General features: G+C 69.9%; 27 protein-coding genes and 1 tRNA gene. 13 read left to right on the top strand and 15 right to left on the bottom strand.

From position 1 onward, the window contains the following. Window positions 1-2 precede the first annotated feature (2 nt). Genes ACFT32_RS20840 through ACFT32_RS20830 form a run of 3 tightly spaced genes read left to right on the top strand, consistent with a single transcriptional unit; the run spans window position 3 to window position 1,004 of the window. On the top strand, window positions 3-377 hold the full coding sequence (locus tag ACFT32_RS20840) for a Gfo/Idh/MocA family oxidoreductase (protein WP_382491181.1): 375 nt from the start codon (window positions 3-5) through the stop codon (window positions 375-377). Further along, complete coding sequence (locus ACFT32_RS20835) at window positions 370-627, top strand: hypothetical protein (RefSeq protein WP_382491178.1); 258 nt, start codon at window positions 370-372, stop codon at window positions 625-627. Before ACFT32_RS20840 ends, ACFT32_RS20835 begins: the two co-directional genes overlap by 8 nt. 35 nt (window positions 628-662) lie before the next feature. Further along, window positions 663-1,004 (top strand): hypothetical protein, encoded by a 342-nt coding sequence (locus ACFT32_RS20830; protein WP_382492701.1) that lies wholly within the window; start codon window positions 663-665, stop codon window positions 1,002-1,004. 101 nt (window positions 1,005-1,105) lie between these two features. Here ACFT32_RS20830 and ACFT32_RS20825 read toward each other — a convergent pair whose 3' ends face one another. From ACFT32_RS20825 to ACFT32_RS20805, 5 genes are all read right to left on the bottom strand, one after another. After that, on the bottom strand, window positions 1,106-1,999 hold the full coding sequence (locus ACFT32_RS20825) for a phosphorothioated DNA-binding restriction endonuclease (protein WP_382491175.1): 894 nt from the start codon (window positions 1,997-1,999) through the stop codon (window positions 1,106-1,108). Window positions 2,000-2,188: 189 nt separating this feature from the next. Next, window positions 2,189-3,589 (bottom strand): DNA-binding protein, encoded by a 1,401-nt coding sequence (locus ACFT32_RS20820; RefSeq protein WP_382491173.1) that lies wholly within the window; start codon window positions 3,587-3,589, stop codon window positions 2,189-2,191. A gap of 223 nt (window positions 3,590-3,812) precedes the next feature. Next, window positions 3,813-3,886: transfer RNA gene (locus ACFT32_RS20815), tRNA-Pro, on the bottom strand. A gap of 47 nt (window positions 3,887-3,933) precedes the next feature. Continuing rightward, on the bottom strand, window positions 3,934-4,704 hold the full coding sequence (locus ACFT32_RS20810; RefSeq protein ID WP_382491170.1) for a Pr6Pr family membrane protein: 771 nt from the start codon (window positions 4,702-4,704) through the stop codon (window positions 3,934-3,936). 185 nt (window positions 4,705-4,889) lie between these two features. Then, window positions 4,890-5,816, bottom strand: coding sequence for a metallophosphoesterase (locus ACFT32_RS20805; RefSeq protein ID WP_382491167.1), 927 nt, complete (start codon window positions 5,814-5,816; stop codon window positions 4,890-4,892). Between the two features lie 182 nt (window positions 5,817-5,998). On the opposite strand from ACFT32_RS20805, the gene ACFT32_RS20800 reads away from it, so the two are divergent. Both ACFT32_RS20800 and ACFT32_RS20795 read left to right on the top strand, forming a co-directional pair. Continuing rightward, the gene (locus tag ACFT32_RS20800; protein ID WP_382491165.1) at window positions 5,999-6,463 is read left to right on the top strand and encodes a GatB/YqeY domain-containing protein; all 465 of its coding nucleotides are present in this window, start codon (window positions 5,999-6,001) and stop codon (window positions 6,461-6,463) included. A 65-nt stretch (window positions 6,464-6,528) separates the two neighbouring features. Continuing rightward, window positions 6,529-6,774 carry a response regulator transcription factor gene (locus ACFT32_RS20795; protein WP_382491163.1) on the top strand — a complete coding sequence of 82 codons (246 nt, stop codon included), beginning with the start codon at window positions 6,529-6,531 and terminating at the stop codon, window positions 6,772-6,774. Between the two features lie 63 nt (window positions 6,775-6,837). Here the strand turns inward: ACFT32_RS20795 and ACFT32_RS20790 are convergent, their stop codons facing one another. The 4 genes from ACFT32_RS20790 to ACFT32_RS20775 all read right to left on the bottom strand — a co-directional run bounded on the left by ACFT32_RS20790 (window position 6,838) and on the right by ACFT32_RS20775 (window position 10,778). Further along, a complete protein-coding gene (locus tag ACFT32_RS20790; RefSeq protein WP_382491160.1) occupies window positions 6,838-7,233 on the bottom strand; it encodes a hypothetical protein in 396 nt (131 codons plus the stop codon). Window positions 7,234-7,277: 44 nt separating this feature from the next. Beyond that, window positions 7,278-7,895, bottom strand: coding sequence for a hypothetical protein (locus tag ACFT32_RS20785; protein ID WP_382491159.1), 618 nt, complete (start codon window positions 7,893-7,895; stop codon window positions 7,278-7,280). A gap of 103 nt (window positions 7,896-7,998) precedes the next feature. Next, on the bottom strand, window positions 7,999-8,379 hold the full coding sequence (locus tag ACFT32_RS20780) for a transposase (protein ID WP_382491156.1): 381 nt from the start codon (window positions 8,377-8,379) through the stop codon (window positions 7,999-8,001). Between the two features lie 101 nt (window positions 8,380-8,480). Continuing rightward, window positions 8,481-10,778 carry a transglycosylase domain-containing protein gene (locus tag ACFT32_RS20775; RefSeq protein WP_382491153.1) on the bottom strand — a complete coding sequence of 766 codons (2,298 nt, stop codon included), beginning with the start codon at window positions 10,776-10,778 and terminating at the stop codon, window positions 8,481-8,483. A gap of 408 nt (window positions 10,779-11,186) precedes the next feature. Here ACFT32_RS20775 and wblA point away from each other — a divergent pair, with 408 nt between their 5' ends. Continuing rightward, a complete protein-coding gene (wblA, locus tag ACFT32_RS20770; RefSeq protein ID WP_184594573.1) occupies window positions 11,187-11,525 on the top strand; it encodes a transcriptional regulator WblA in 339 nt (112 codons plus the stop codon). 69 nt (window positions 11,526-11,594) lie between these two features. Here wblA and ACFT32_RS20765 read toward each other — a convergent pair whose 3' ends face one another. After that, complete coding sequence (locus tag ACFT32_RS20765; RefSeq protein ID WP_382491150.1) at window positions 11,595-13,058, bottom strand: ArsA family ATPase; 1,464 nt, start codon at window positions 13,056-13,058, stop codon at window positions 11,595-11,597. A 91-nt stretch (window positions 13,059-13,149) separates the two neighbouring features. Continuing rightward, the gene (locus ACFT32_RS20760) at window positions 13,150-14,127 is read right to left on the bottom strand and encodes an ArsA family ATPase (RefSeq protein ID WP_382491147.1); all 978 of its coding nucleotides are present in this window, start codon (window positions 14,125-14,127) and stop codon (window positions 13,150-13,152) included. 106 nt (window positions 14,128-14,233) lie between these two features. Between ACFT32_RS20760 and ACFT32_RS20755 the strand changes: the two genes are divergently transcribed. The 4 genes from ACFT32_RS20755 to ACFT32_RS20740 all read left to right on the top strand — a co-directional run bounded on the left by ACFT32_RS20755 (window position 14,234) and on the right by ACFT32_RS20740 (window position 16,716). After that, entirely contained in the window at window positions 14,234-14,392 is a 159-nt protein-coding gene (locus ACFT32_RS20755) for a DUF4177 domain-containing protein (RefSeq protein ID WP_097218487.1), read from the top strand. Beyond that, window positions 14,392-14,853 (top strand): RidA family protein, encoded by a 462-nt coding sequence (locus tag ACFT32_RS20750; RefSeq protein ID WP_184594579.1) that lies wholly within the window; start codon window positions 14,392-14,394, stop codon window positions 14,851-14,853. Before ACFT32_RS20755 ends, ACFT32_RS20750 begins: the two co-directional genes overlap by 1 nt. Window positions 14,854-15,016: 163 nt before the next feature. Continuing rightward, window positions 15,017-15,889 carry an NUDIX hydrolase gene (locus ACFT32_RS20745; protein WP_382491143.1) on the top strand — a complete coding sequence of 291 codons (873 nt, stop codon included), beginning with the start codon at window positions 15,017-15,019 and terminating at the stop codon, window positions 15,887-15,889. After that, window positions 15,886-16,716 carry an MBL fold metallo-hydrolase gene (locus ACFT32_RS20740; RefSeq protein ID WP_382491140.1) on the top strand — a complete coding sequence of 277 codons (831 nt, stop codon included), beginning with the start codon at window positions 15,886-15,888 and terminating at the stop codon, window positions 16,714-16,716. The genes ACFT32_RS20745 and ACFT32_RS20740 overlap by 4 nt, the downstream gene beginning before the upstream one ends. A gap of 92 nt (window positions 16,717-16,808) precedes the next feature. On the opposite strand, the gene ACFT32_RS20735 is transcribed toward ACFT32_RS20740, so the two are convergent. Further along, window positions 16,809-17,483, bottom strand: coding sequence for a Crp/Fnr family transcriptional regulator (locus tag ACFT32_RS20735; protein WP_215119931.1), 675 nt, complete (start codon window positions 17,481-17,483; stop codon window positions 16,809-16,811). Window positions 17,484-17,815: 332 nt separating this feature from the next. Between ACFT32_RS20735 and nth the strand changes: the two genes are divergently transcribed. The 3 genes from nth (at window position 17,816) to ACFT32_RS20720 (ending at window position 20,778) form a co-directional block, all read left to right on the top strand. Then, complete coding sequence (gene nth, locus ACFT32_RS20730; RefSeq protein WP_382491137.1) at window positions 17,816-18,784, top strand: endonuclease III; 969 nt, start codon at window positions 17,816-17,818, stop codon at window positions 18,782-18,784. Between the two features lie 85 nt (window positions 18,785-18,869). Continuing rightward, the gene (locus ACFT32_RS20725) at window positions 18,870-19,565 is read left to right on the top strand and encodes an NUDIX hydrolase (RefSeq protein ID WP_382492698.1); all 696 of its coding nucleotides are present in this window, start codon (window positions 18,870-18,872) and stop codon (window positions 19,563-19,565) included. 13 nt (window positions 19,566-19,578) lie between these two features. Then, window positions 19,579-20,778, top strand: a complete 1,200-nt coding sequence (locus ACFT32_RS20720; RefSeq protein WP_382491134.1) for a MarP family serine protease — start codon at window positions 19,579-19,581, stop codon at window positions 20,776-20,778. A 50-nt stretch (window positions 20,779-20,828) separates the two neighbouring features. On the opposite strand, the gene ACFT32_RS20715 is transcribed toward ACFT32_RS20720, so the two are convergent. From ACFT32_RS20715 to ACFT32_RS20705, 3 genes are all read right to left on the bottom strand, one after another. Next, a complete protein-coding gene (locus ACFT32_RS20715; RefSeq protein ID WP_382491131.1) occupies window positions 20,829-21,011 on the bottom strand; it encodes a hypothetical protein in 183 nt (60 codons plus the stop codon). Between the two features lie 127 nt (window positions 21,012-21,138). Next, window positions 21,139-22,089: an alpha/beta fold hydrolase gene (locus tag ACFT32_RS20710; RefSeq protein ID WP_382491129.1), complete on the bottom strand. Its 951-nt coding sequence runs from the start codon at window positions 22,087-22,089 to the stop codon at window positions 21,139-21,141. Further along, window positions 22,086-22,574, bottom strand: coding sequence for a phage holin family protein (locus ACFT32_RS20705; protein ID WP_382491126.1), 489 nt, complete (start codon window positions 22,572-22,574; stop codon window positions 22,086-22,088). Before ACFT32_RS20705 ends, ACFT32_RS20710 begins: the two co-directional genes overlap by 4 nt. Between the last annotated feature and the right edge of the window lie 4 nt (window positions 22,575-22,578).

The following is a 22,578-nucleotide window of genomic DNA, read 5'->3' as shown; positions in this document are numbered from 1 at the left end:
ACATGATCGAAGTGGCCTGGGAGTGGTGGCAGTTGGCACCGCGAGGGCAAGCGCTCGGACGGGTTCAGGTGGTCCGCCCCGACTTCAAGGACCGCGGCCTGCTCGACACGGCCATCGTCACGGTCCGCTTCGGCAACGGCGCCTTGGCCACCGCCGAGGCCACGTTCCAGGCGGTCTACGGCTACGACGTACGCGCCGAGGTCCTCGGCTCGGCCGGCATGCTCACCCGGGGCGACGCCCGCCGCACGCACCTGACCGCATACGGCCCGGACGGCCCCCGGGCTACCGGCCAGGCTAAACTGACACCGCGGGTACGGGTACGTACGCGTACCCGCACCCCGGGTCGATGCGTGAAAGGGAACTCTCGCGATGTCTGATGCCAACGTCCGGATCCCCGCCGACGCCCGCGACCGCCTGGCCGAGATAGCTGCTGGGGAAGGACTGTCCTTGCGCTCCTACCTGGCCCGGCTGGCCGAGACCCTGCTCACTCCGGCAGAGCGGGCAGAACGGGCAGAGAAGGCACTGGCAGTGCTGCGGGAGTGGAACGGCTACGACCTCGACGAGCACCAGCAGGCCGAGCTGGACGCCGAGCTGGACCGCCGTATGGCCGAGGCGGGTGCCGCGTGACCCGTGATGTGCACGTGTTCCTGGACGAGAGCGCGATGGTGGCCGCCGGCCGGGGCAGCGTACTGACCTCGCGGCTTATCCATCGAGCTCACGCCGAGCCGGGCTGGTTCCTCTACGCCACGGTGTGTGCCCTGGTCGAGGCCGACCGGGCCCGGCCCGGTACCGCGGAGCACACCGAGGCGCTGCCCGGCGTCGCCATCGTCGACCTGGACCTGCCGGCCGCCCTCTCGGTGGCCCGCGCGACCACATGGGCCGACGCCCACACGCTCTATGCCGCCCAGCCCAGCCCCGACCGACCGGATGGTGCGGTGATCGCCACCACCAAGCCACACATGTGGAAGGAGCATCCGGTGCGCACCCTGGACCTCAGTCCCTGAACTCAGCGCCTCGGCAAGACGGTATGGGCGGAGGCGCATGTCGCTGCATCGGCTGACCTCTGAGGTGCGGCGCGCCCAGGCAGGCCCGCGGGCGCAACTACTCAGGTCGTGCTGGGGCGTGGCGCGCCTCGAAAGACCTGGCTGAGGTGCCAGGAGCGGTGGGCAGTGGCGATGGGCCGGACGCCGGGTTGCGGGCCGATGAGCGGACGGCCTGCGAGTGAGGTGACGTGTTCGCGGGCGGCGGGGCTACGGCCGACGAAGCGCTGCGAGACCAGGACGCGGTGGCCGTCGCCTATGCCGAGGACGCCCTTGTCGAAGAGCTTGTGGTGCAGGGAGCACAGACACAGCCCGTTGTCGACGTCGTCCGGGCCGTCGAACGCCCACCAGCGCACGTGAGCGGCCTCCAGTCCGACGGGCATGGTGCCGAGCATGCCGTCGTAGCCGCAGAAGGCGCACTGGTACTCGTAGGCGGTCAGCACCACGTCCCGCATTCGCGGGTCCCGCCGCCGTCTTTCGGGCGCTGCCAGGGAGTCCGTCTCCGCAAGCTCCAGTTCGAGGCCGACCGCCTCGCACAGGTCCTGGTGCAGTGACGGCGGGAAGTGCAGATCCAGCAGCACCCTTGCCATGCGCCCCAACAGCGAGGGCTCCCGTCCGAGAGCCACCCGCAGGTCAGGGCTCAGCCGCCCGGTGGCTCCGCTGGCCCGCAGTTCCCGAACTCCGGTGCCGGGGCTGCCGGGCCCGCGATCGGTCCGTACCTCCCACATGTCGTCGCTGACCAGATGATGAAAGGGATAGGCGGGACTGGTCCCGCGCGCCGGACCGTACTCCGCCAGCAGTTGCTTCAGATCGGCCTCCACCGCGCTGTATCGCAACCCGTCCTCGGAATCCGCCTGGAATCGGGCCAGTGCGTACAGCAGCAGCAACGGCTTGTGCGGCGCCCGCACCCCGTCCCGACTCCACTGCCTGAGCTTCGAGGCTCGCTCCAACCAGTCCATGGCCCGTGATCGTAGTGACGCATCGCCCCACATCACGGCCCAGAAGTGCATAGCCGTCGTCACAGGGCCTGCACGCAGATGGCCACCGACAAGATGGCGCCGCTCACTGCGACGCCCATGCGCAGCGTGATCCACAGTGCGTAAAGACGCACCTTGCCCACGCGGTTGACGGAGCGGCTTGGGGGCGAGTCAGTTGTCGAGTAGACCCCGGAGCGCTGCCAGTGGCAGGCGGGCTTCCGGAACGGCGGTTTCCCCATCGAATCGAACGCCCTCTGCCGTCAAGACCTCCACAGGTGTCCCGGTGCGTGTTGAGTCCGGCCACCGGAACCCCGCGCTGACACGCCCCACCGCGGTGAGGACCCGCCACGCGTTGGGGCACTGGCGGCAGGTGGCCAGGTGGGTGCCGACGGGAACGGCATGGCTGCCGATGACGGATGCCACGTCACCGTAGGTCGTCCACCGCCCGGGCGGGATGGCGTCCAGCAGGGTGTGGAGACTCGTCCAGTCCTTGCGGGTGTCGCTGAGTTGCTTGGCCAGGTCCGCGATGCTGGCCCCTGCCAACGCCGCCCACTCATCGGGATCGACGGTGTTCGGGACGTTGTCGGTGTCGACGTCCCACCAGGTCGTCCCCTGGATGCCGTCGGGAGTCCGGCCGGTCACGCTCTTGAAGATGTGGTTGGCCAGTCCGGTCGGCGTGTACGGCTTGCCGTCGGCATCCCAGGTCAGCGGTTTGGCGGTGTTGTTGTTCCAGGAGACCGTCGCGCGGCTGTCATCCTCACCTGCCCAGGCGAGGATGGCCTCGCGGATGGATTGCGGTGCGCCGTGCCTCGGCGTAAGCCGCAGTCTGCTCCCGTCCGGCAGCAGGCCGGCGGCGACGAGGACATGCGCGGCGTTACGGGCCCGGGAGCGCTCCTCCAACTTCTGGGCGGCGGCCTTGGCCTCGACCCGGGCAGGAGCGAGCGTGAACTCCTCCACCTCCGGCGTCGGATAGAACTTGGTGAAGCCGACGACGAGATGGCCATCCACCTTCCACAGGCCCACCTGAACGAGGTCGATGTCGAGGTTCATCTCCGACAGCCACACCACGGTGTGGGTCACCTGCTTGGGGAAGTCAGCGGCGATGATCACTTGTCGAGGACGCTGGAGAAGTTCCGGACTCCAGTCTCCGTCCACATGGTCCAGGAGGCGCTGCCTGCACGCGTCGAGCTCGACGGCCTGCCCCCTGCCTCTCAGGAAGTCGCGGTGCGCCTGCGCCAAGGTGCCGAGGTCGAACCGGGACACCAGGGCGGCGTACGTGATTGCCTGGAGATGTACGTCTCGGTCGGCCGTTCCCCGCTTCAGCTCGACCACTACGAGGCGACCGGTGGCGTCCAGCCCAAGGATGTCCAGCCGATCCCTTGCCGGCACTCCGTCCGTATCGGCCCACCGGTCGAACTCAGCGGTGATCACGAGCACCGAATCGCCCAGGACCTGCGGGTTGTCAATCACCCACTCCTGTAGGTGCTGCCGTTCGAGGAGCCCCTCCGCGGCAAGTCCGGTCGGCGCGATCGGTGTTGCCGACCGGCCCGCAACGGCGAAGAGATGATCCACTACGTCCCCCTCATGCGCCCTGGCAGCGTCACACCGGGCGTCCAGAGCCTACGTGCAGGTCGGTCTCTTGGGCGGCCGGTTTCACCGGACTCAAAAGGGCTCCGGGAGCGCCCGGAGCCGGATCTCGAAGATCACACCCAGCCGGCTCCCCAATCAGGGCCACAACGCAAATCAGGCCCGCTGCTGATCTCTCAGCACTGGGCCTGACCTGGTATTTCAACTGTCGGGGTGGCGGGATTTGAACCCACGACCTCTTCGTCCCGAACGAAGCGCGCTGCCAAGCTGCGCTACACCCCGATGCCGCTGCTGTCGCGGCGACGTCGTTTACTTTAGCCCACCGGTGGCTAGAGACGAAATCCGGTTTTCCAGGGGTGCCGGAGGGGGTTCGGGCGGGCGTGGTCGAGGGCTACGAGGAGGACCGCCAGGGCGTAGAGGGAGAGGCCGAGGAGGAGGGCGTTGCCGAGGACCTTCTTGTAGCCGTCCTGGTCGACGTCGAGGAAGGGGTAGAGGTAGCGGCCGGATGAGCCCGGGAGGAGCAGTTCACCTCGGATGAGGGAGAAGGCCAGGTAGGCCAGGGGATAGAGCAGCCAAGTGCTGGCCTGGCGCAGATGCAGGCGGCCGGGCGGGGTGAGCAGGAGCCAGTCCAGTACGGCGGCGATCGGGGTCACCGTGTGGAGGGTGTAGTGGGTGAGGGCCTGCCAGCCCGTCGGGTGGGCCGCTTCGCCCGTGAGGGAGAAGGGACTCGCCTCGTTCGCCAGGAGCACGTGGTACGCCAGGGCCGCGATGACGACGTAGAGGGTCGTCGCGCCCAGCAGGGCTCCCGGCAGGGGGCGGCCGGCCGACCAGGCGCGGCGGGCCGAGACGGCCATGACCAGCGCCAGCAGGATGTTGCTCTGGATCGCGAAGTAGCCCAGGGCCCGGGACGGGTCGCCGAGGAGCAGTTCGAGTGTCACGCCGACGGCCGCCGCGCAGGCGACCAGCAGGCGGAAGGCCGCGGCCGCGGGGCGGCGGACCGGGCTGACGACGGCCGTGGCCGGGACGGGGGAGGGCTTCAGCGCGGGCCTGCCCGGTATCGCGGGCAGGTCCGGGATGTCCCTGGGTATCGGGGCGGTCATGCCCCCACGCTGACAGAAGCGGACATAGGGGGCGATGCGGGCGGGGCTGTGTGGGTTACCAGGGTTGCCCTATACCCCGCCGATCACCCCGCCGGTCACCCGCCGATCCGACCCGCGAGCCCGGCCGCACCCCCGCTACTCGCGCCGCTCCCGCCCCACCAGGGTCGTCAGTAGCGTCGCCTCCGCTATTCCCGCCCCACCAGCGTCAGCAGCGTCGCCTCCGGCGGGCACGCGAACCGTACCGGCGTGTAGCGGCTCGTGCCGCAGCCCGCCGACACGTGCAGATACGACGTACGGTCCTCCACCGTGTGCGTCGACAGGCCCTTCACCCGGTCCGTGTCCAGGTCGCAGTTGGTGACCAGGGCGCCGTGGAAGGGGATGCACAGCTGGCCGCCGTGGGTGTGGCCGGCCAGGATCAGGGGGTAGTCGTCGGCCGTGAAGGCGTCCAGGGTGCGCAGGTAGGGGGCGTGGACGACGCCCATCGAGAAGTCGGCGGAGTCGGACGGGCCGCCGGCCACCTGCGCGTAGCGGTCCCGCTTGATGTGCGGGTCGTCCAGGCCCGTCAGCTCCAGTGAGACGCCCTCGATCTTGAGCGTGCCGCGGGTGTTGGTCAGGTTGAGCCAGCCCGCCGCGTCGAAACCGTCCCGCAGGTCCTCCCACGGGTTGTGCACCACACCCACGGCCGGGGCGTTGCCGTTGAGGCCGTGGCGGCCCTGGGCCCTCTCCAGCAGGTAGCGGGCGGGGTTGCGCAGCGTGGGGCCGTAGTAGTCGTTCGAGCCGAAGACGTACGCGCCCGGGAACTCCATCAGGGGGCCGAGCGAGTCCAGGACCTCCGGGACGCCCTCCGGGTCGGAGAGGTTGTCGCCCGTGTTGATCACGAAGTCGGGGCGCAGGCCCGCCAGGGAACGCAGCCAGCGCTGCTTCTTGCGCTGGCCGCCGACCATGTGGATGTCGGAGACCTGCAGCACGCGCAGAGGGCGCATTCCGGAGGGCAGGACCGGGACGGTGACCCGTCGGAGGCGGAAGGAGCGGGCTTCGAAGCCCGCGGCGTACAACAGACCGGCGGCACCAGCCGCCGCGATTCCCAGGGGGACTCCGTATCGCGCGCGCATACGACCATCGTCTCAGACCCCGGACGTGGACCCCGCCCGGGCGGTGACCCGAAACCCCCTGGCGGCACCGGCGCTTCGAAACCGCAGCCCCGCCGCAGTCCCGGCACCACTCCGCCCCCGTCCCGCCACCGCCCCGCAAAACAGGGGGCGTCTTTCCTCCGGTACCTGCGACAATCAGCCCCATGACCACGCTCAAGTCGAAGCTGCAGGATGACCTCAACGTTGCGATCAAGGAGCGCGACGAGCTCCGCTCCTCGACGCTCCGGCTGACGCTCGCCGCGATCACCAAGGAGGAGGTCGCGGGCAAGGAGAAGCGCGAGCTCTCCGATGACGAGGTGCAGAAGGTGATCACCCGCGAGGCCAAGAAGCGCCGCGAGGCGGCCGAGGCCTTCGCGCAGGGCGGTCGTGCCGAGAGCGCCGAGCGGGAGAAGGCGGAGGGCGAGGTGCTCGCCGGGTACCTGCCCAAGCAGCTGTCCGACGACGAGCTCCAGCAGATCGTGGCCCAGGCCGTCGAGGAGGCCAAAGCCGCCGGTGCCGAGGGGCCGCGGGCCATGGGCGCCGTCATGAAGATCGTGAACCCGAAGGTGGCCGGGCTGGCCGAGGGCGGCCGCGTCGCCGCCGAGGTGAAGAAGCTGCTGGCCGGCTGACCGGCCTCGAGCCGGCCGCTGCGGGTTGAGCCGATCGGTATGACTGGTGGGGCGAAGGGGGGCCGATGAAGGCGGCCAATCGGGGGGACGGCAGGGATCTCGACGTGCTGAGGTTGCTGTACCTCGGGCTCGACGACGCGACCGTTGCCCGACGGCTCGGGGTCAGTCATCGGACCGTGCAGCGTCGCGTCCAGAGGATCATGACGGATCTCGGAGTGAGCGGCCGTTTCGCCCTGGGGGCGAAGGCGCAGGAGCTCGGGCTCATCTTCGGCATCAACGAAGGCCGCAGGGAGGCCGGCCGTACCGGGTAAGGGACATACGGCCGGCCCCCTGCGACTCCCACATCTCGCCCAACGCGGGTGTGACGCGGTGGGTCAGGCCACCCCGTGGCAATTCGAGACCACGTTGGAACCGAAATCGATGCCGCCCGTGGTGGTGCCGTCCCAGTTTCCGAGGAAGGCGTTGATGACGACGCTCGTTCCCTCCGCGATGTTGAGGTCGACGTCGCGGACGCCGGAGTCCGCGCCGTTCCTGTTCCAGTAGAAGTAGTGGCCGTCGCCGTAGATTTCGATGCCTCCGATGGCGGAGTTCCCGTCGGCGAAGATGTCGTCGACCAGGAGATGTTCGCCGTACGCCTTGAACGTGGCCTTGGCGCCGCCGTTGTCGGAGTAGTCGGTGCAGTTGGTCTCGGCCTGGGCGGTTGCCGTCATACCGATGGTGAGTGCCGCGAAGATCGGAAGTACGGCCGCGGCGCGTGCGAACTTGCGCATGGATTACCTCTTTTTGTCTCGGGGTGGATCCGTCGGTTTCTGGTTCAGCCCTTGTGGCAGGAGGCCGCGATCACGAGCCGCGCCTTCACGTCCGCCGAGAAGGGGGTGCCGGCCGCGGGGCTCTGCTCGCAGACCTTGTATGACCAGCTACGTTCCTTGGACACGGTTCCTCCGGTGGCATCCACGTGGATGTGCCTCGGTGTGTATCCCGACAGCACGAGCCGGTCGGTGGCCTTACGGAGGGCCATGCCCTCGATGTCCGGCGTCGCGTCGGCTTTCCCTTCGGCGCCGACCCTCGGCGGGCATGTCTCGGAACTCCGGACCGTGAACAGGACAACCGCCTTGAGGTCCGGTTTCTCCTTCTCGAAACAGACCTTGAATTTCTCCGCGTGGGCCGGGCTGACATACCGGTTCAGGTCTGTCGCATCACGGAGCGAGAACCCTTTGCCCTCGTCCGCCTTTTCTTTCATGACGACGTCGAGGGGGCCCTTGGCCGGATGGGCGGTGGATTCGGCTTCACCGTGGGCCGCAACCGGCTCTCCGCGTTCCTCGCCGGCTGTGCCCGAGCCGCACGCGGTGACCCCGGCCAGAACTGTCAGAGTGGCCGCGGCACTTGCCAAGAAGCCGCGTGTTCGCCGCTCGGAGATGTTCCGGAGCCCCATGAATGCATTCCCCCCTCATGCGCCTGATGAGTAAAGGAACACCAGTTCAATTGGGGAGTCAAGGGCGCCGGTGCTGTCCGGATTGGGTCGTTGCTGGGTGAATCTAACCCTTCGTGGCCGTCTCGCGTGGTGCCTGCCCGGCCCGCAGCCTCGCCGCCTTCACGATCACGGCGGCCCACCCGGAATCACCCGGGCCGGCGAGTCCGTCACGCACCGCGGCCCGGTCCAGACGGTGCCACACACCGGCCTCCGTCCAGGCGGTGAAGCGGCGGTGCGCGGTCGCCGGTGAGACCTCGAGCCAGGGCGGCAGCATCCGCCAGGGGCAGCCGCTGGTCAGCACCCACACCACCGCGGTGAGCACCCTGCGCTCGTCGACGGGCGCGGTGCCCCCGCCCTGCCGACGCGGTGTGAACGGTGGCAGCAGCGGCTCCGTCAGGGCCCACAACTCGTCGGTGACCAGTCGCCGGGCGAGATCGCCTGTCATGCTCACCATCGTCGTCGTCACCACATGAGACAGCGGCGTGCTCGACGCAGGTTGTCGTAATCACGCCAGGGCCGACCCGGGGCGGCCCTGGCGCGGGTCACTCAGCCGAACCGGCCGCCGTTGCCGTTGCCCCCGCCGTTGTCCTGGCCCCGGAAGAAGCCCTCGGGGAGGGAGAACGAAGGCGTCGGAATGGGCTCGCCGCCCCCGCCGCCGTTGTTGTTTCCGCCGACCAGGCCGCCGATGAAGCCACCGTTGCCGTTGCCGTTGCCCCCGTCGTCACGGTCGTCGTCGCGGTCCTCGTCGTCACGGTTCTTGTTGCGGCCGTCGGGGATGTGGATGTCGTTGAACTGCTCCACGGGCTTGCCCTCCAGCGCGCCCGACATCATGTCGCGCCAGATCGGACCGGGGACCTCACCACCGAAGACCTTGCCGTACGACCGGCCGCCGATGGTGATGCCGGACATCTTCCGCTTGTGCGCGGGGTCGCCGACCCACACCGCGCCGGCCATGTTCGGCGTGTAACCCACGAACCAGGCCGCGTAGCGCTCGTCCGTCGTACCGGTCTTGCCCGCGCTGGGACGGCTGCCGAGGCCGGCCTTCGAACCCGTACCGTCCTCGACGACGCCCTTCAGCAGCGCGTTGATCGTGTCGGCGGTCTTCTCGGACATCGCGCGCGAGCAGGTCGACTTCGGGACCTGAAGCGACTTGGTCTCGCCACCGACCCGCTGGCTGACCGACTCGATGGCGATCGGCGTGCAGTACATGCCGCGCGCGGCGAAGGTCGCGTACCCGTTGGCCATGGTCAGCGGGGACATCTCCTGGGTGCCGAGGGCGATCGACGGCGCCTGGTCCATCTTGCGGCCGTCGGCCCGCTCGACGCCCATCTTCTTCGCCATCGCCGTCACGGGGCAGATGCCGATGTCACTGATCATCTGGACGTAGTAGGTGTTGACCGACTTGGCGGTCGCTTCCTTCATGTCGTACGGGCCGACCTCCGAACTGTTCTCGTTCTCGAGCTTGGCGGGGTCGGTCCGGCTGTTCCGCCAGGTCTTGCCGTCGCAGGCGGAGACCGGGCTCGGGTAGGCCATCTGGTACGGCGCCGAGTACACCTTGTTCGCCGGCATGCCGTCCTCGATGGCCGCCGCCGCCACGATCGGCTTGAACGTCGAACCGGGCTGGTAGCCCATACCGCCGCCCATGTCGTCGTTGACGGACAGGTTGAGGGTCGTCTCGCCCTTCTTGATGTCGACGCCGTACGGACGCGACTGGCCCATGGCGAGGATCTTGCCGGTGCCGGGCTGGACGATGCTGGCGGCGGTGGCCACCTCGTCGCTCGTGTAGACGTGGTCCTTGATGGACCGCTGTGCCGAGTCCTGGGCCTCCGCGTCCATGGTGGTGCGGATGGTGAGGCCGCCCTGGTTCCAGACCTTCGCCCTGGCCTCCTTGGTCTTGCCGAAGACCTTGTCGTTCAGGAAGACCTCGCGCACGTAGTCACAGAAGAAGCCCGCGCCCTTGACCGCCGTGATGCAGCCGTTCCTGGGCTTGCTGACCTTGAGGCCGAGCGGCGCCTTCATCGCCTCGCCGGCCTGCGCCCGGGAGATGTCGCCGACGGCGGCCATGCGCTGGAGCACGATGTTGCGGCGCTTGGTGGCCTCCGCCTCGTCGTTGACCGGGTCGTACCGGCTGGGCGACTGGACGATGCCGGCGAGAAGGGCCGACTCCTCGATGTTGAGGTCCTTGGCGGACTTGGAGAAGTAGCGCTGGGCCGCGGCCTCGACGCCGTAGGCCTGCTGGCCGAAGAACGTGATGTTCAGGTAGTTCTCGAGGATCTTCTTCTTCCCGAGCTCTTCCTCGACCTGGATCGCGTACTTCAGCTCGCGGATCTTGCGGCCGATGGTTTGCTGGGTGGCCTGCGCGACCTTCGTCGGGTCGTCGCCCGCCTCCTCGACGAAGACGTTCTTCACGTACTGCTGCGTCAGGGTCGAGGCGCCCTGGGAGACCTCACCGCTGCGCGCGTTCTTGTTGAGGGCGCGCAGGACGCCCTTCAGGTCGACCGCACCGTGCTGGTAGAAGCGTGAGTCCTCGATCGCGACGATCGCCTTCTGCATGTACGGCGAGACGTCCTTGAGCGGGACCACCGTGCGGTCGCGCGAGTAGACCGTGGCGATCTGGCCGCCGTCGGCGTCGAGGATCGTGGTGCGCTGACTCAGCGGCGGCGTCTTCATGTTGGCGGGGAGCTCGTCGAAGCTCTCGACCGAGCCCTTCGCCGCGAGCCCCAGCGCGCCCACGGCGGGCAGCGCGATGCCGGCCAGCACGGCTCCCGCAAGGACACTGACACCGAGGAACTTGGCGGCCTGCTGCGCAGGAGACAGACCACCGCCCGAGCTCTTCTTTGGCATGAGGGCAGCCTACGTTCTCATTCGCCGGACAGGCGTATATGCCTTGGCCTAAGCTGCTCTCAACTGTCACAGCAGTGAGGCCACGTATCAATACGTCCGGCGACCCCGAATCGTTCCGGGTGTTCCCCAACTTTTTTGGTGGGGTCGTGTCCGAATCCGCCTTGTGTGTCATGCGGCGTCCGTTGTGACGCAACTGAACTGTCCTGGTTTGCCGGGAAAGTTATTTATGTCGCCAGCTCACTCCCCCGGGTGATCTGCCGCTTACCCATAGTCCGTTCGGGCCATTCAAGATTGGGCCCGACGGGGGTGTTGCGCTGTGCCCACCTTCCGTAACGTCCTCAACTGGCGGCGGTGAATATGCCGCTGCCGCCGTGGGGGAGCCTCGATTCGGGAGAGGACGGCGCCGGTATGGGCTGGGTAGTCGACTGGAGTGCGCAGGCGGCCTGCCGCACTACCGATCCGGATGAACTGTTCGTTCAAGGAGCAGCGCAGAACAGGGCCAAGGCGGTATGCACCGGATGTCCGGTGCGTACGGAGTGCCTGGCCGACGCGCTCGACAATCGCGTCGAGTTCGGCGTGTGGGGAGGCATGACGGAGCGGGAACGCCGCGCATTGCTGCGCAGGCGGCCCACGGTGACGTCCTGGCGCCGGCTGCTGGAGACGGCGCGCAGCGAGTACGAGCGCGGCACGGGTGTCGTGTCCCTCGACGACGACGAGATCTACGAGAACTACGCCGCGGTGAGCTGAGGAGTTCCCACCGGGGACTCTACGGGGGCTCCTCGTCGCTGATGTCCGGTCGAGGGCCCGTACGGGCCCTCAGGCATCACGGCCGGGCGACTCCGGCTCGGCCGCGTCGGGAAGCTCGCGTTCGTTCGCCGCGAGCCGGTCGCCGATGTCGCGCAGTCCCGCGAGGTCGTGCACATCGCCGGGCAGCGCGCCTACTTCCGTCACGGCCACCTCGGGGTGCAGCGCGGCGAAGCGGTCACGCGTGCGCTGCTCACGGGAGAGCAGCTGCATGCGTTCGGCGTGCAGCCTCAGCAGGCCTGCCGTGAGCTGGTCGATGGACCGCTCGGGGTCTTCGGTGTCAGCGATGTCTTCGGCGTCCTCGGCGTTCTCGGTGGGGGAGCCACCCTCGGGAGCCGAAGTCGATGCCGTGGCTGGGGTCTGAGCCGGGGTCTGAGCTGGGGTCTGATCTGAGGTCTGAGCTGGGGTTTCGGACGTGGAAGAGGCTGAACTGTCGTATGCGTCGGGGGAGTTACGAAGTCCAGCTTTCCCGCCCTCCTGATCCACAATGCGGGGCTCTTCAAGATTTTCCGCGGCGGCGAGCGCCCGCTCGGCCGACAGCCGGTCGGCACCGCTGCCGTGGACCCGGTTGAGCACCAGCCCGGCGAGCGGCATGTCCTCCGCGGCCAGGCGCTCGACGAAGTACGCGGCCTCGCGCAGCGCGTCCCGCTCCGGGGCCGCGACCACGAGGAACGCCGTCCCGGGCGCCTGGAGCAGCTTGTACGTCGCGTCCGCGCGTGTGCGGAAGCCCCCGAACGTCGTGTCCATCGCGGACACGAACGTCTGGACGTCCTTGAGGAGCTGACCGCCGAGCAGCTTGCCGAGGGTGCCGGTCATCATCGACATCCCGACGTTCAGGAACTTCATCCCGGCGCGCCCGCCCAGCTTCGCCGGCGCCGTCAGCAGCCGGATCAGCCGCCCGTCCAGGAACGACCCGAGCCGCTTGGGCGCGTCCAGGAAGTCCAGCGCCGAGCGGGACGGCGGGGTGTCGACGATGATCAGGTCCCACTCGTCCCTGGCCCGCAGCTGCCCGAGCTTCTCCATCGCCATGTACTCCTGCGTGCCCGCGAAGCCCGCCGAGAGTGACTGGTAGAAGGGATTGCCCAGGATCGCGGCCGCCCGCTCGGCGTCCGCGTGCACCTCGACGATCTCGTCGAAGGTGCGCTTCATGTCGAGCATCATCGCGTGCAGCTCGCCGCCCGCGGAGTCGTCGATGCCCTTGACCCGGCGCGGGGTGTTGTCGAGGGAGTCGATGCCCATGGACTGGGCGAGCCGGCGGGCCGGGTCGATGGTGAGGACGACCACCTTGCGGCCCCGCTCGGCCGCGCGCAGGCCCAGGGCCGCCGCGGTCGTGGTCTTGCCGACCCCGCCCGAGCCGCAGCACACCACGATCCGGGTCTTCGGGTCCGCCAGCAGCGGATCGACGTCGAGCAGGCGGGCGGGGGACATGCGGGGGCGGGCCGGGTCGTGGGTGTGGGCCGGGTCCGGTCGACTCATGACATCCCCTGCTTCCGACTCATGACCAGCTTCATGACGCCTTGTTCCACGGCTGCCTTCATGGACACGCCCCGTCCGGCGGCGGCCCCGCTCATGACACGCCCTGCCCGCGCAGGTCGCGGGCCAGCGCGTACAGCCCCGCCAGGTCCATGCCCTCGGCGAACAGCGGCAGTTCGTGCAGCGGCAGGCCGAGCTCGGCCAGCACCGCACGCTGCTCGTGCTCCAGCGCGTACCGCTCGCCGTACTCCTCGGCCTGCGTGAGCAGCGGGTCCACCAGCCGCTCGGCGCGCCCGCCGCGCCGTGCGCCGCCGAGCCCGGCGGACGACAGCGACCGTGCAACCGTGGAACGCGTGGCCGTCCGGACGAGTTCCAGATCTGCCTCGTCCAACACCTCCGGACGCACCATGTTCACGATGATCCGCCCCACCGGCAGCCGCGCCGACCGCAGCTCGGCGATGCCGTCCACGGTCTCCTGGACGGGCATCTCCTCCAGCAGCGTCACCAGGTGCACGGCCGTCTCCGGCGACTTCAGCACCCGCATCACGGCCTGTGCCTGATTGTGTATCGGGCCGATCTTGGCGAGGCCGGCCACCTCGTCGTTGACATTGAGGAAACGCGTGATGCGCCCGGTGGGCGGCGCGTCCATGACGACGTAGTCGTAGGTGAACCGCCCGCTGCGCTCCTTGCGCCGCACCGCCTCGCACGCCTTGCCGGTGAGGAGTACGTCCCTCAGGCCCGGCGCGATGGTGGTGGCGAAGTCGATCGCGCCGAGCTTCTTCAGGGCCCGTCCGGCGCTGCCCAGCTTGTAGAACATCTGGAGGTAGTCCAGAAGGGCCAGTTCGGGGTCGATGGCCAGTGCGTACACCTCCCCGCCCCCGGGAGCGACGGCGATCTTCCGCTCCTCATAAGGCAGCGCTTCAGTTTCGAAGAGCTGCGCGATGCCCTGGCGGCCTTCGACCTCGACGAGAAGCGTCCGCTTCCCCTCCGTGGCCAAGGCCAGCGCTAGGGCTGCGGCCACCGTGGTCTTGCCGGTACCGCCCTTGCCGCTGACGACCTGGAGCCTGCTCACGTATTCGAGCCTAACCAGTCGGCGCCCGGGCTACTCCGGAGGCTGTGGACAACCGCCGCCGTGGTCGGCCGCCTGCCCCTGTCCGCCAGGGGCTAGAGTCGGCCGCATGACCAAGTGGGAATACTCAACCGTGCCGCTGCTCGTCCACGCCACGAAGCAGATTCTGGACACCTGGGGCGAGGACGGCTGGGAGCTCGTCCAGGTCGTGCCCGGCCCGAACAACCCCGAGCAGCTCGTGGCCTACCTGAAGCGGGAGAAGCAGTAATGGGTGCCGTCGAGGCGAAGCTGGCCGAACTCGGTCTGACCCTGCCCGACGTCGTCCCGCCGCTGGCCGCGTACCAGCCGGCCGTGCAGAGCGGCCCGTACGTCTACACCGCCGGGCAGCTCCCGATGGTGGACGGCAAGCTTCCGGTCACCGGCAAGGTCGGTGCGGAGGTCACCCCGGAGGAGGCCAAGGAGCTGGCGCGTACGTGCGCGCTGAACGCCCTGGCCGCCGTCAAGTCCGTCGCCGGTGACCTGGACCGCATCGCGCGCGTGGTGAAGGTCGTCGGCTTCGTGGCCTCGGCCTCGGACTTCACGGGCCAGCCCGCGGTGCTGAACGGCGCGAGCGAGCTGCTCGGCGCGGTCCTCGGCGACAAGGGCGTGCACGCGCGCAGCGCGGTGGGCGTGGCGGTGCTGCCGCTGGACGCCCCGGTGGAGGTCGAGATCCAGGTGGAGCTCGCGTAGCGCCCTACGGCGCTCGCGCAGGCCTTTTCGGCGGTCCTTTCGGCATGCCCTTTCGGCAGGCCATTGGCAGGCCCTTTCCGCAGGCCTTCTCCGCAGGCCCGGGTGCGGCATCGGCCCCGGGGGCCACTCGAACATCCGCCCGTCACGGGATAGCCTCGCGCCCATGGCGAACGGTCAGTGGTATCCCCCGGAGTGGCCGGACCGCATCCGCGCACTGGCGGCCGGCAGCCTCACGCCGGTCACCCCGAAGCGCGCGGCCACCGTCATGCTCCTGAAGGACACAGGCACCGGCCCGGCCGTCCACATGCTGCGCAGACGCGCCTCCATGGCCTTCGCCGGAGGCGCGTACGCGTATCCGGGCGGCGGCGTCGACCCCCGGGACGACGATCACCAGGTCCGCTGGGCGGGCCCCACGCGCGCGTGGTGGGCGGACCGGCTCGGCGTCGACGAGACGGAAGCCCAGGCGATCGTCTGCGCGGCCGTACGGGAGACGTACGAGGAGGCGGGCGTCCTGCTCGCCGGACCGGCGCCCGACTCGGTCGTCGGCGACACCACCGGGGCCGACTGGGAGGCGGACCGTGCCGCCCTGGTCGCCCGGGACCTGTCCTTCGCGGAGTTCCTGGACCGCCGCGGCCTGGTCCTGCGCTCCGATCTGCTCGGCGCCTGGACCCGCTGGATCACCCCGGAGTTCGAGGCCCGCCGCTACGACACCTGGTTCTTCGTGGCGGCCCTTCCCGAGGGACAGCGCACCCGCAACGCCTCCACCGAGGCGGACCGTACGGTGTGGATCGCCCCGGGCGAGGCGGCGGCCGGCTACGACAAGGGCGAGCTGCTGATGATGCCGCCGACCCTCGCGACCCTGCGCCAGCTGACGCCGTACGACACGGCCGCCCGGGCGCTCGCGGACGCCCCGGGGCGTGACCTCACGCCGGTGCTGGCCACGGCCCGTCTCGTGGACGACGAGATCGTGCTCTCCTGGCCGGGCCACGACGAGTTCACCAAGCACATCCCGACCACCGGTGGAGCCACCGCATGACGGACGCAGCAGCCCTTCCCGGCCAGCCCCGTGGCGGTGTCCTCACGGGCCCCGCCACCGCGCGGGCCGTCAACGTCCTGGCCCCCAACCCGTCGGCGATGACCCTGGACGGCACGAACACCTGGATCCTCTCCGAGCCCGACTCGGACCTGGCCGTGGTGGTCGACCCGGGCCCGCTGGACGACGGGCACCTGCGCCATGTCGTCGCCACGGCGGAGCAGGCCGGCAAGCGCGTCGCCCTGACGCTGCTGACCCATGGCCACCCCGACCACGCCGAGGGCGCCGGGCGGTTCGCCGAACTGACCGGCACGCGCGTTCGTGCGCTCGATCCGGCCCTCCGGCTGGGGGACGAGGGACTGGCCGCCGGGGGCGTGATCACCGTCGGCGGCCTCGAACTGAAGGTCGTACCGACCCCCGGCCACACCGCCGACTCCCTGTCCTTCCACCTCCCGGCGGACCAGGCGGTCCTGACCGGCGACACGATCCTCGGCCGCGGTACGACGGTCGTGGCCCACCCCGACGGCCGCCTCGGCGACTATCTGGACTCCCTGCGGCGGCTCAGGTCCCTCTCCGTCGACGACGGCGTCCACACGGTGCTGCCGGGCCACGGGCCGGTCCTGGAGGACGCCCAGGGCGTCGTCGAGTACTACCTCGCCCACCGGGCCAAGCGCCTCGCACAGGTGGAAACGGCCGTCGAGGACGGCTACCGCACCCCCACCGAGGTCGTCGCCCACGTCTACGCGGACGTGGACCGCTCCCTGTGGCCGGCGGCGGAACTGTCGGTCCGGGCGCAGTTGGACTACCTGGAGGAGCACGGACTCATCTGACCGTGCCCGTGCACGACCGCCCTTGTACGACGTCGGGCCCCCTCTCCGCGAGGAGACGGGGCCCGATGACGTACGGCACGCGCGTGTGCGCGTCAGCGCGAGCGCTTGGCGAGGCGTTCCACGTCCAGCAGGATCACCGCGCGGGCCTCCAGGCGGAGCCAGCCGCGCTGGGCGAAGTCCGCAAGCGCCTTGTTGACCGTCTCGCGGGACGCGCCGACCAGCTGGGCCAGCTCCTCCTGCGTGAGGTCGTGGACGACGTGGATGCCCTCCTCGGACTGCACGCCGAACCGGCGCGAGAGGTCCAGCAGGGCGCGGGCGACCCGGCCCGGGACGTCCGAGAAGACGAGGTCGGACATCGCGTCGTTGGTCTTGCGCAGCCGGCGGGCGACAGCGCGCAGCAGCGCCGTGGCCACCTCGGGGCGGGCGTTCAGCCAGGGCTGGAGGTCGCCGTGGCCGAGACCGAGCAGCTTGACCTCGGTCAGTGCGGAGGCCGTCGCGGTGCGCGGGCCCGGGTCGAAGAGCGACAGCTCGCCGATGAGCTCGCCGGGGCCGACCACGGCCAGCATGTTCTCGCGGCCGTCCGGGGACGTGCGGTGGAGCTTGACCTTGCCTTCCGTGACCACATACAGGCGGTCGCCGGGGTCCCCCTCGTGGAACAGCGAGTCGCCGCGCGCGAGGGTCACCTCACTCATGGAGGCGCGGAGCTCCGAGGCCTGCTCGTCATCGAGCGCCGCGAAGAGCGGGTTGCGCCGCAGAACGTCGTCCACGAGTTCTCTCCTTGTCGACCTGCTCAGGGGACCTGGATCCCCCTTGTATCAAGGCACCGAGGTGCCCATTTTGCCGGACGGTCCAAACAGTGTGATCTGTCACAAGGATGCCGCACAGGTGTCCCGGGGTACGCGGCAGGGGTCCAATTGGACGCCGATCTTCAGGGCCCGGGGCAGATGTCAGTGCCACGCCTTAGGCTGGCCGGGTGTCCAAATCGCCGGTGAGAGCACAGGCCGAGGGGGCTGCGCGGGTGGTTGTACGTCGCGATTCCGCTGTGGGCGAACAGAGCCCCGATGGCGGTAGGAAAACGGCGAAAGCGACAGAGAGGGCGGTGCCTTCAGGCAAGTCGGCGCCGGCCAGGAAGGCTGCCGCCAAGAAGACAGTTGCGAAGAAGGCGGCATCTGTGAAGAAGGCGGCATCTGTGAGGAAGGCGCCTGCCGCCAAGAAGGTCACCGTCGCGCCCAAGAAGGCCACGGCCCGCGTCAAGGGCACCGCCCCCGCGAAGGCCGTCGTCCATCCGCCGGGTGACGAGTCGCGTACCGCCCTGGTCCGCCGGGCCCGCCGTATCAACCGCGAGCTCGCCGAGGTCTTCCCCTACGCCCACCCCGAGCTGGACTTCGACAACCCCTTCCAACTGGTCGTCGCCACGGTCCTGTCCGCCCAGACCACCGATCTGCGCGTCAACCAGACGACACCCGCCCTCTTCGCCAAGTACCCCGCCCCCGAGGACCTGGCCGCCGCCAACCCGGAGGAGGTGGAGGAGATCCTCCGCCCGTGCGGCTTCTTCCGGGCCAAGACCAAGTCGGTCATAGGGCTGTCCAAGGCCCTGGTGGAGGACTTCGGCGGTGAGGTCCCGGGCCGGCTGGAGGACTTGGTCAAGCTGCCCGGCGTAGGCCGCAAGACGGCGTTCGTCGTGCTCGGCAACGCCTTCGGGCGGCCCGGCATCACCGTGGACACGCACTTCCAGCGTCTGGTGCGCCGCTGGCAGTGGACCGGCGAGACCGACCCGGACAAGATCGAGGCCGCCATCGGCGCGCTCTTCCCGAAGAGCGACTGGACGGACCTCTCGCACCACGTGATCTGGCACGGCCGCCGAATCTGCCACGCCCGCAAGCCCGCCTGCGGCGCCTGCCCGATCGCCCCGCTCTGCCCGGCGTTCGGCGAGGGCGAGACCGACCCGGAGAAGGCGAGGAAGCTGCTCAAGTACGAGAAGGGCGGCTTCCCCGGCCAGCGCCTGCGGCCCCCGCAGGCGTATCTGGACGCGGGCGGCAAGCCGGCGCCGCCGCTGGGGGCCGGATGAGCTGCCCGATCGGGGGATCGCGGTCGTTCGCGGAACGATCTCGGGCCCGCCGCGCGTTGGAAGCGGCAGGACGACGGGGGTGGCGATGACGCGGGCGAGCGACACACAGGGCGGGCCTTTGACGCCGAGCAAGGAGGGCCTGCCGGCCTGGCTGGACCCGGTGGTGCATGCCGTGGAGACGGTCAGGCCGCGGCAGCTCAGCCGCTTCCTGCCGCCGGAGGACGGCGCCGGGCGCCAGTCCGCCGTGCTGATCCTGTTCGGGGAGGGCGAGCGCGGGCCCGAGCTGCTGCTCATGGAGCGCGCGAGCTCCCTGCGCTCGCATGCCGGCCAGCCCTCGTTCCCCGGCGGCGCCCTCGACCCGGAGGACGGCGATCCGCGCGGCGACGGCCCGCTGCGGGCCGCCCTGCGCGAGGCGGAGGAGGAGACCGGCCTCAACCCCTCCGGCGTCCAGCTCTTCGGCGTCCTGCCCAGGCTGTACATCCCGGTCAGCGGCTTCGTCGTCACCCCGGTGCTGGGCTGGTGGCGCGTACCGAGCCCGGTCGGGGTCGTCGATCCGAACGAGACCGCCAGGGTCTTCACCGTCCCCGTGGCGGATCTCACGGATCCCGCCAACCGCGCCACCACCGTCCACCCCAGCGGCCACCGAGGTCCGGCATTTCTGGTCGAATCAGCCCTTGTATGGGGTTTCACGGCCGGAATCATCGACCGGCTGCTGCACTTCGCGGGCTGGGAGCTGCCCTGGGACCGCGAGAAGCAGGTCCCGCTCGACTGGCGCGCATGACAGGGTGGCCTCCGTGAACGTGCTGGACATCTTGTTGCTGGTCGCCGCCGTGTGGTTCGCGGTCGTCGGGTACCGCCAGGGATTCGTCGTCGGCATCCTGTCGGTGATCGGCTTTCTGGGCGGCGGTCTCGTCGCGGTCTACGTACTGCCCGTCATCTGGGACGCGCTCACGGACAACGCGGAGGTGAACACGACCGCCGCCGTCGTCGCGGTAGTCGTCGTCATCGTCTGCGCCTCCGTGGGCCAGGCCCTCACCACCCACCTCGGCAACAAGCTGCGCCGGCACATCACCTGGTCCCCGGCCAGGGCCCTCGACGCCACCGGCGGCGCCCTGGTCAACGTCGTGGCGATGCTCCTGGTCGCGTGGCTGATCGGCTCGGCCCTCGCGGGCACCACACTGCCGACGCTCGGCAAGGAGGTCCGCAACTCCAAGGTGCTGCTGGGCGTCTCGCAGGCGCTGCCGGACCAGGCCGCCACCTGGTTCGCCGACTTCTCCTCCGTCCTCGCGCAGAACGGCTTCCCGCAGGTCTTCAGCCCGTTCTCGAACGAGCCGATCACCGACGTCCAGCCGCCGGACCCGGCCCTGGCCAACAGCCCCGTGGCGGGCCGCGCCCAGCGCTCCATCGTCAAGGTCATGGGCACGGCCCCGAGCTGCGGCAAGGTCCTGGAGGGCACCGGCTTCGTCTTCTCCGGCCGCCGTGTGATGACCAACGCGCACGTGGTGGGCGGCGTCGACGAGCCGACCGTGCAGATAGGCGGCGAGGGCAAGAAGTACGACGCCACGGTCGTCCTCTACGACTGGCGGCGTGACATCGCCGTACTGGACGTGCCGGACCTGAAGGCGCCCGCGCTGCGCTTCACCACCGAGGACGCGACCAGCGGGGACAGCGCGATCGTCGCCGGCTTCCCGGAGAACGGGGCGTACGACGTGCGTGCCGCGCGCGTGCGTGGCCGCATCACGGCCAACGGCCCGGACATCTACCACCGGGACACGGTCCGCCGCGACGTCTACTCCCTCTACGCGACCGTCCGCCAGGGCAACTCCGGCGGCCCGCTGCTCACCCCCGACGGCAAGGTCTACGGCGTGGTGTTCGCCAAGTCCCTCGACGACGCCGAGACGGGGTACGCGCTGACCGTGGACGAGATCCAGGAGGACATCACCAAGGGGCGCACCGCCAACCAGCAGGTGGACAGCGACAGCTGCGCGCTCTAGGAGCGGCTCTGCGGCGGGGTGGTCGGGGCGTCACTCGCGCGGGTGGCGCCTCAGTCGCGGGTGTGGCGCAGACGTACGGAGACCCAGCGGGCCCGGCGACGGAGGATGCGCGGGATCCCGACCCGGGGATCCGTGGTCACCATCTGCGGTGCGCCGCTTCGATGGTGGGGGTTCGCACCGCCCGCCGAGCGGCGATTGCGGCTTGCGTCACTGTAGTCGTGCGTCCAGCCCATACCCCGACGTGTGCCCCCGCCCCATGGTCGATAACCGCTCCCGGCGCGCCCAATTGGCCTATGCGCCAGGCAATTGGCCGTTCGTCGGACGAGCGTTCACGTGCGGATACCGGGCGGGGTCGTCCGGTCACCGATCGGGTTCGGGATCCTTGAGCCAGTTGATGAGCTCCGAGGAGAACGCGACCGGGTCCTCCTCGTGCGGGAAGTGGCCGAGACCGTCGAACAGGCGCCAGCGATAGGGGGCTTCGACGTACTCGCCGGATCCGGCCGCGCTGCGGGTGCGCATCACGGGGTCGAGCGAGCCGTGCAGATGGAGGGTCGGCACGCGCACGGGCCGCTTCATACGACGGTTGAACTGGATGCCGTCCGGGCGGGCCAGGGAGCGCACCATCCAGCGGTACGGCTCGACGGCGCAGTGCGCGGCGGAGGGGATGCACATGGCGCGGCGGTACGTCTCGAGCGCCTCGTCCTCCGGCGGGCGCGGACCGGACCAGTCCTGGATCAGCTCCGCCACGAGCGCCCCGTCGTCGGCGGTGAGCTGCCGCTCCGGGATCCAGGGCCGCTGGAACCCCCAGATGTGTGAACCGGCACGCGTCTGCTTGACGTCTCGCAGCATGGCCGAGCGCCAGCGCCGCGGATGCGGCATGGACGCGACCGCCAGCCGCCGCACCAGCTTGGGGCGCATCGCGGCGGCCGTCCACGCCAGGTATCCGCCCAGGTCGTGGCCGACCAGCGCGGCGTCCGGCTCGCCGAGCGAGCGGATGACACCGGTGACGTCGAGCGCGAGGTTGGCGGGGTCGTAACCGCGCGGCGTACGGTCGCTGCCCCCGACGCCCCGCAGGTCCATGGCGACGGCCCGGAAGCCCGCGTCGGCGAGCGCCACCAGCTGGTGCCGCCAGGTCCACCAGAACTGCGGGAAGCCGTGCAGCAGCAGCACCAGCGGCCCGTCGCCCAGCTCGGCGATGTGGAAGCGGGCGCCGTTGGCGGCGACGTCGCGGTGGCTCACCTTCCTCCCGCCGGGGACGTCGAGAAGAACGGCCGAGGCCGGTTGTGCCGAAGGTGTGGCGGGGTCCGTCATGACGACGAGCGTGCCACAGCCTCGATGGCCTCGGGGACCCGGTCCTGCGGGAGCTCCGGACGCGGGTGCGGCTTGGCCTTCTGCAGGACGACCGCGGTCTCCTTCATCGAGGCGGCGACCTTCTGCGGGCCCTTGCTCTTCTTGGCCTTCTTCGCGAAGACCACGCCGATCAGCGCCAGCACGACCGCGACCAGCACATTCGCCGCGAAGGACAGCAGGAAGCAGATCGCGAGGTTCCAGTCGCTCCAGGTGCGGATGCCGTACGCCAGCGCGAAGTTCAGCATCGGCAGGGAGAAGATCAGCACCGCGCCGGCTGCCGAGAAGGCGCCGCCGCTGGTCGCGCCGCGCTTGACGTCCTGCTTGAGCTGCGCCTTCGCCAGCGCGATCTCGTCGTGCACCAGCGCCGACATTTCCGTCGTCGCCGAGGCGAACAGCTGGCCGATGCTGCGTTCGGCGCCGACCGGGCTGCCGTCGGGTGCGCTCATCGCG

The sequence above is a fragment of the Streptomyces sp. NPDC057002 genome (assembly GCF_042673825.1).
Taxonomy (GTDB): Bacteria; Actinomycetota; Actinomycetes; order Streptomycetales; family Streptomycetaceae; genus Streptomyces.
Note: the sequence above shows the minus strand (reverse complement) of the source record. Positions and strands in the feature narration are given on the sequence as shown.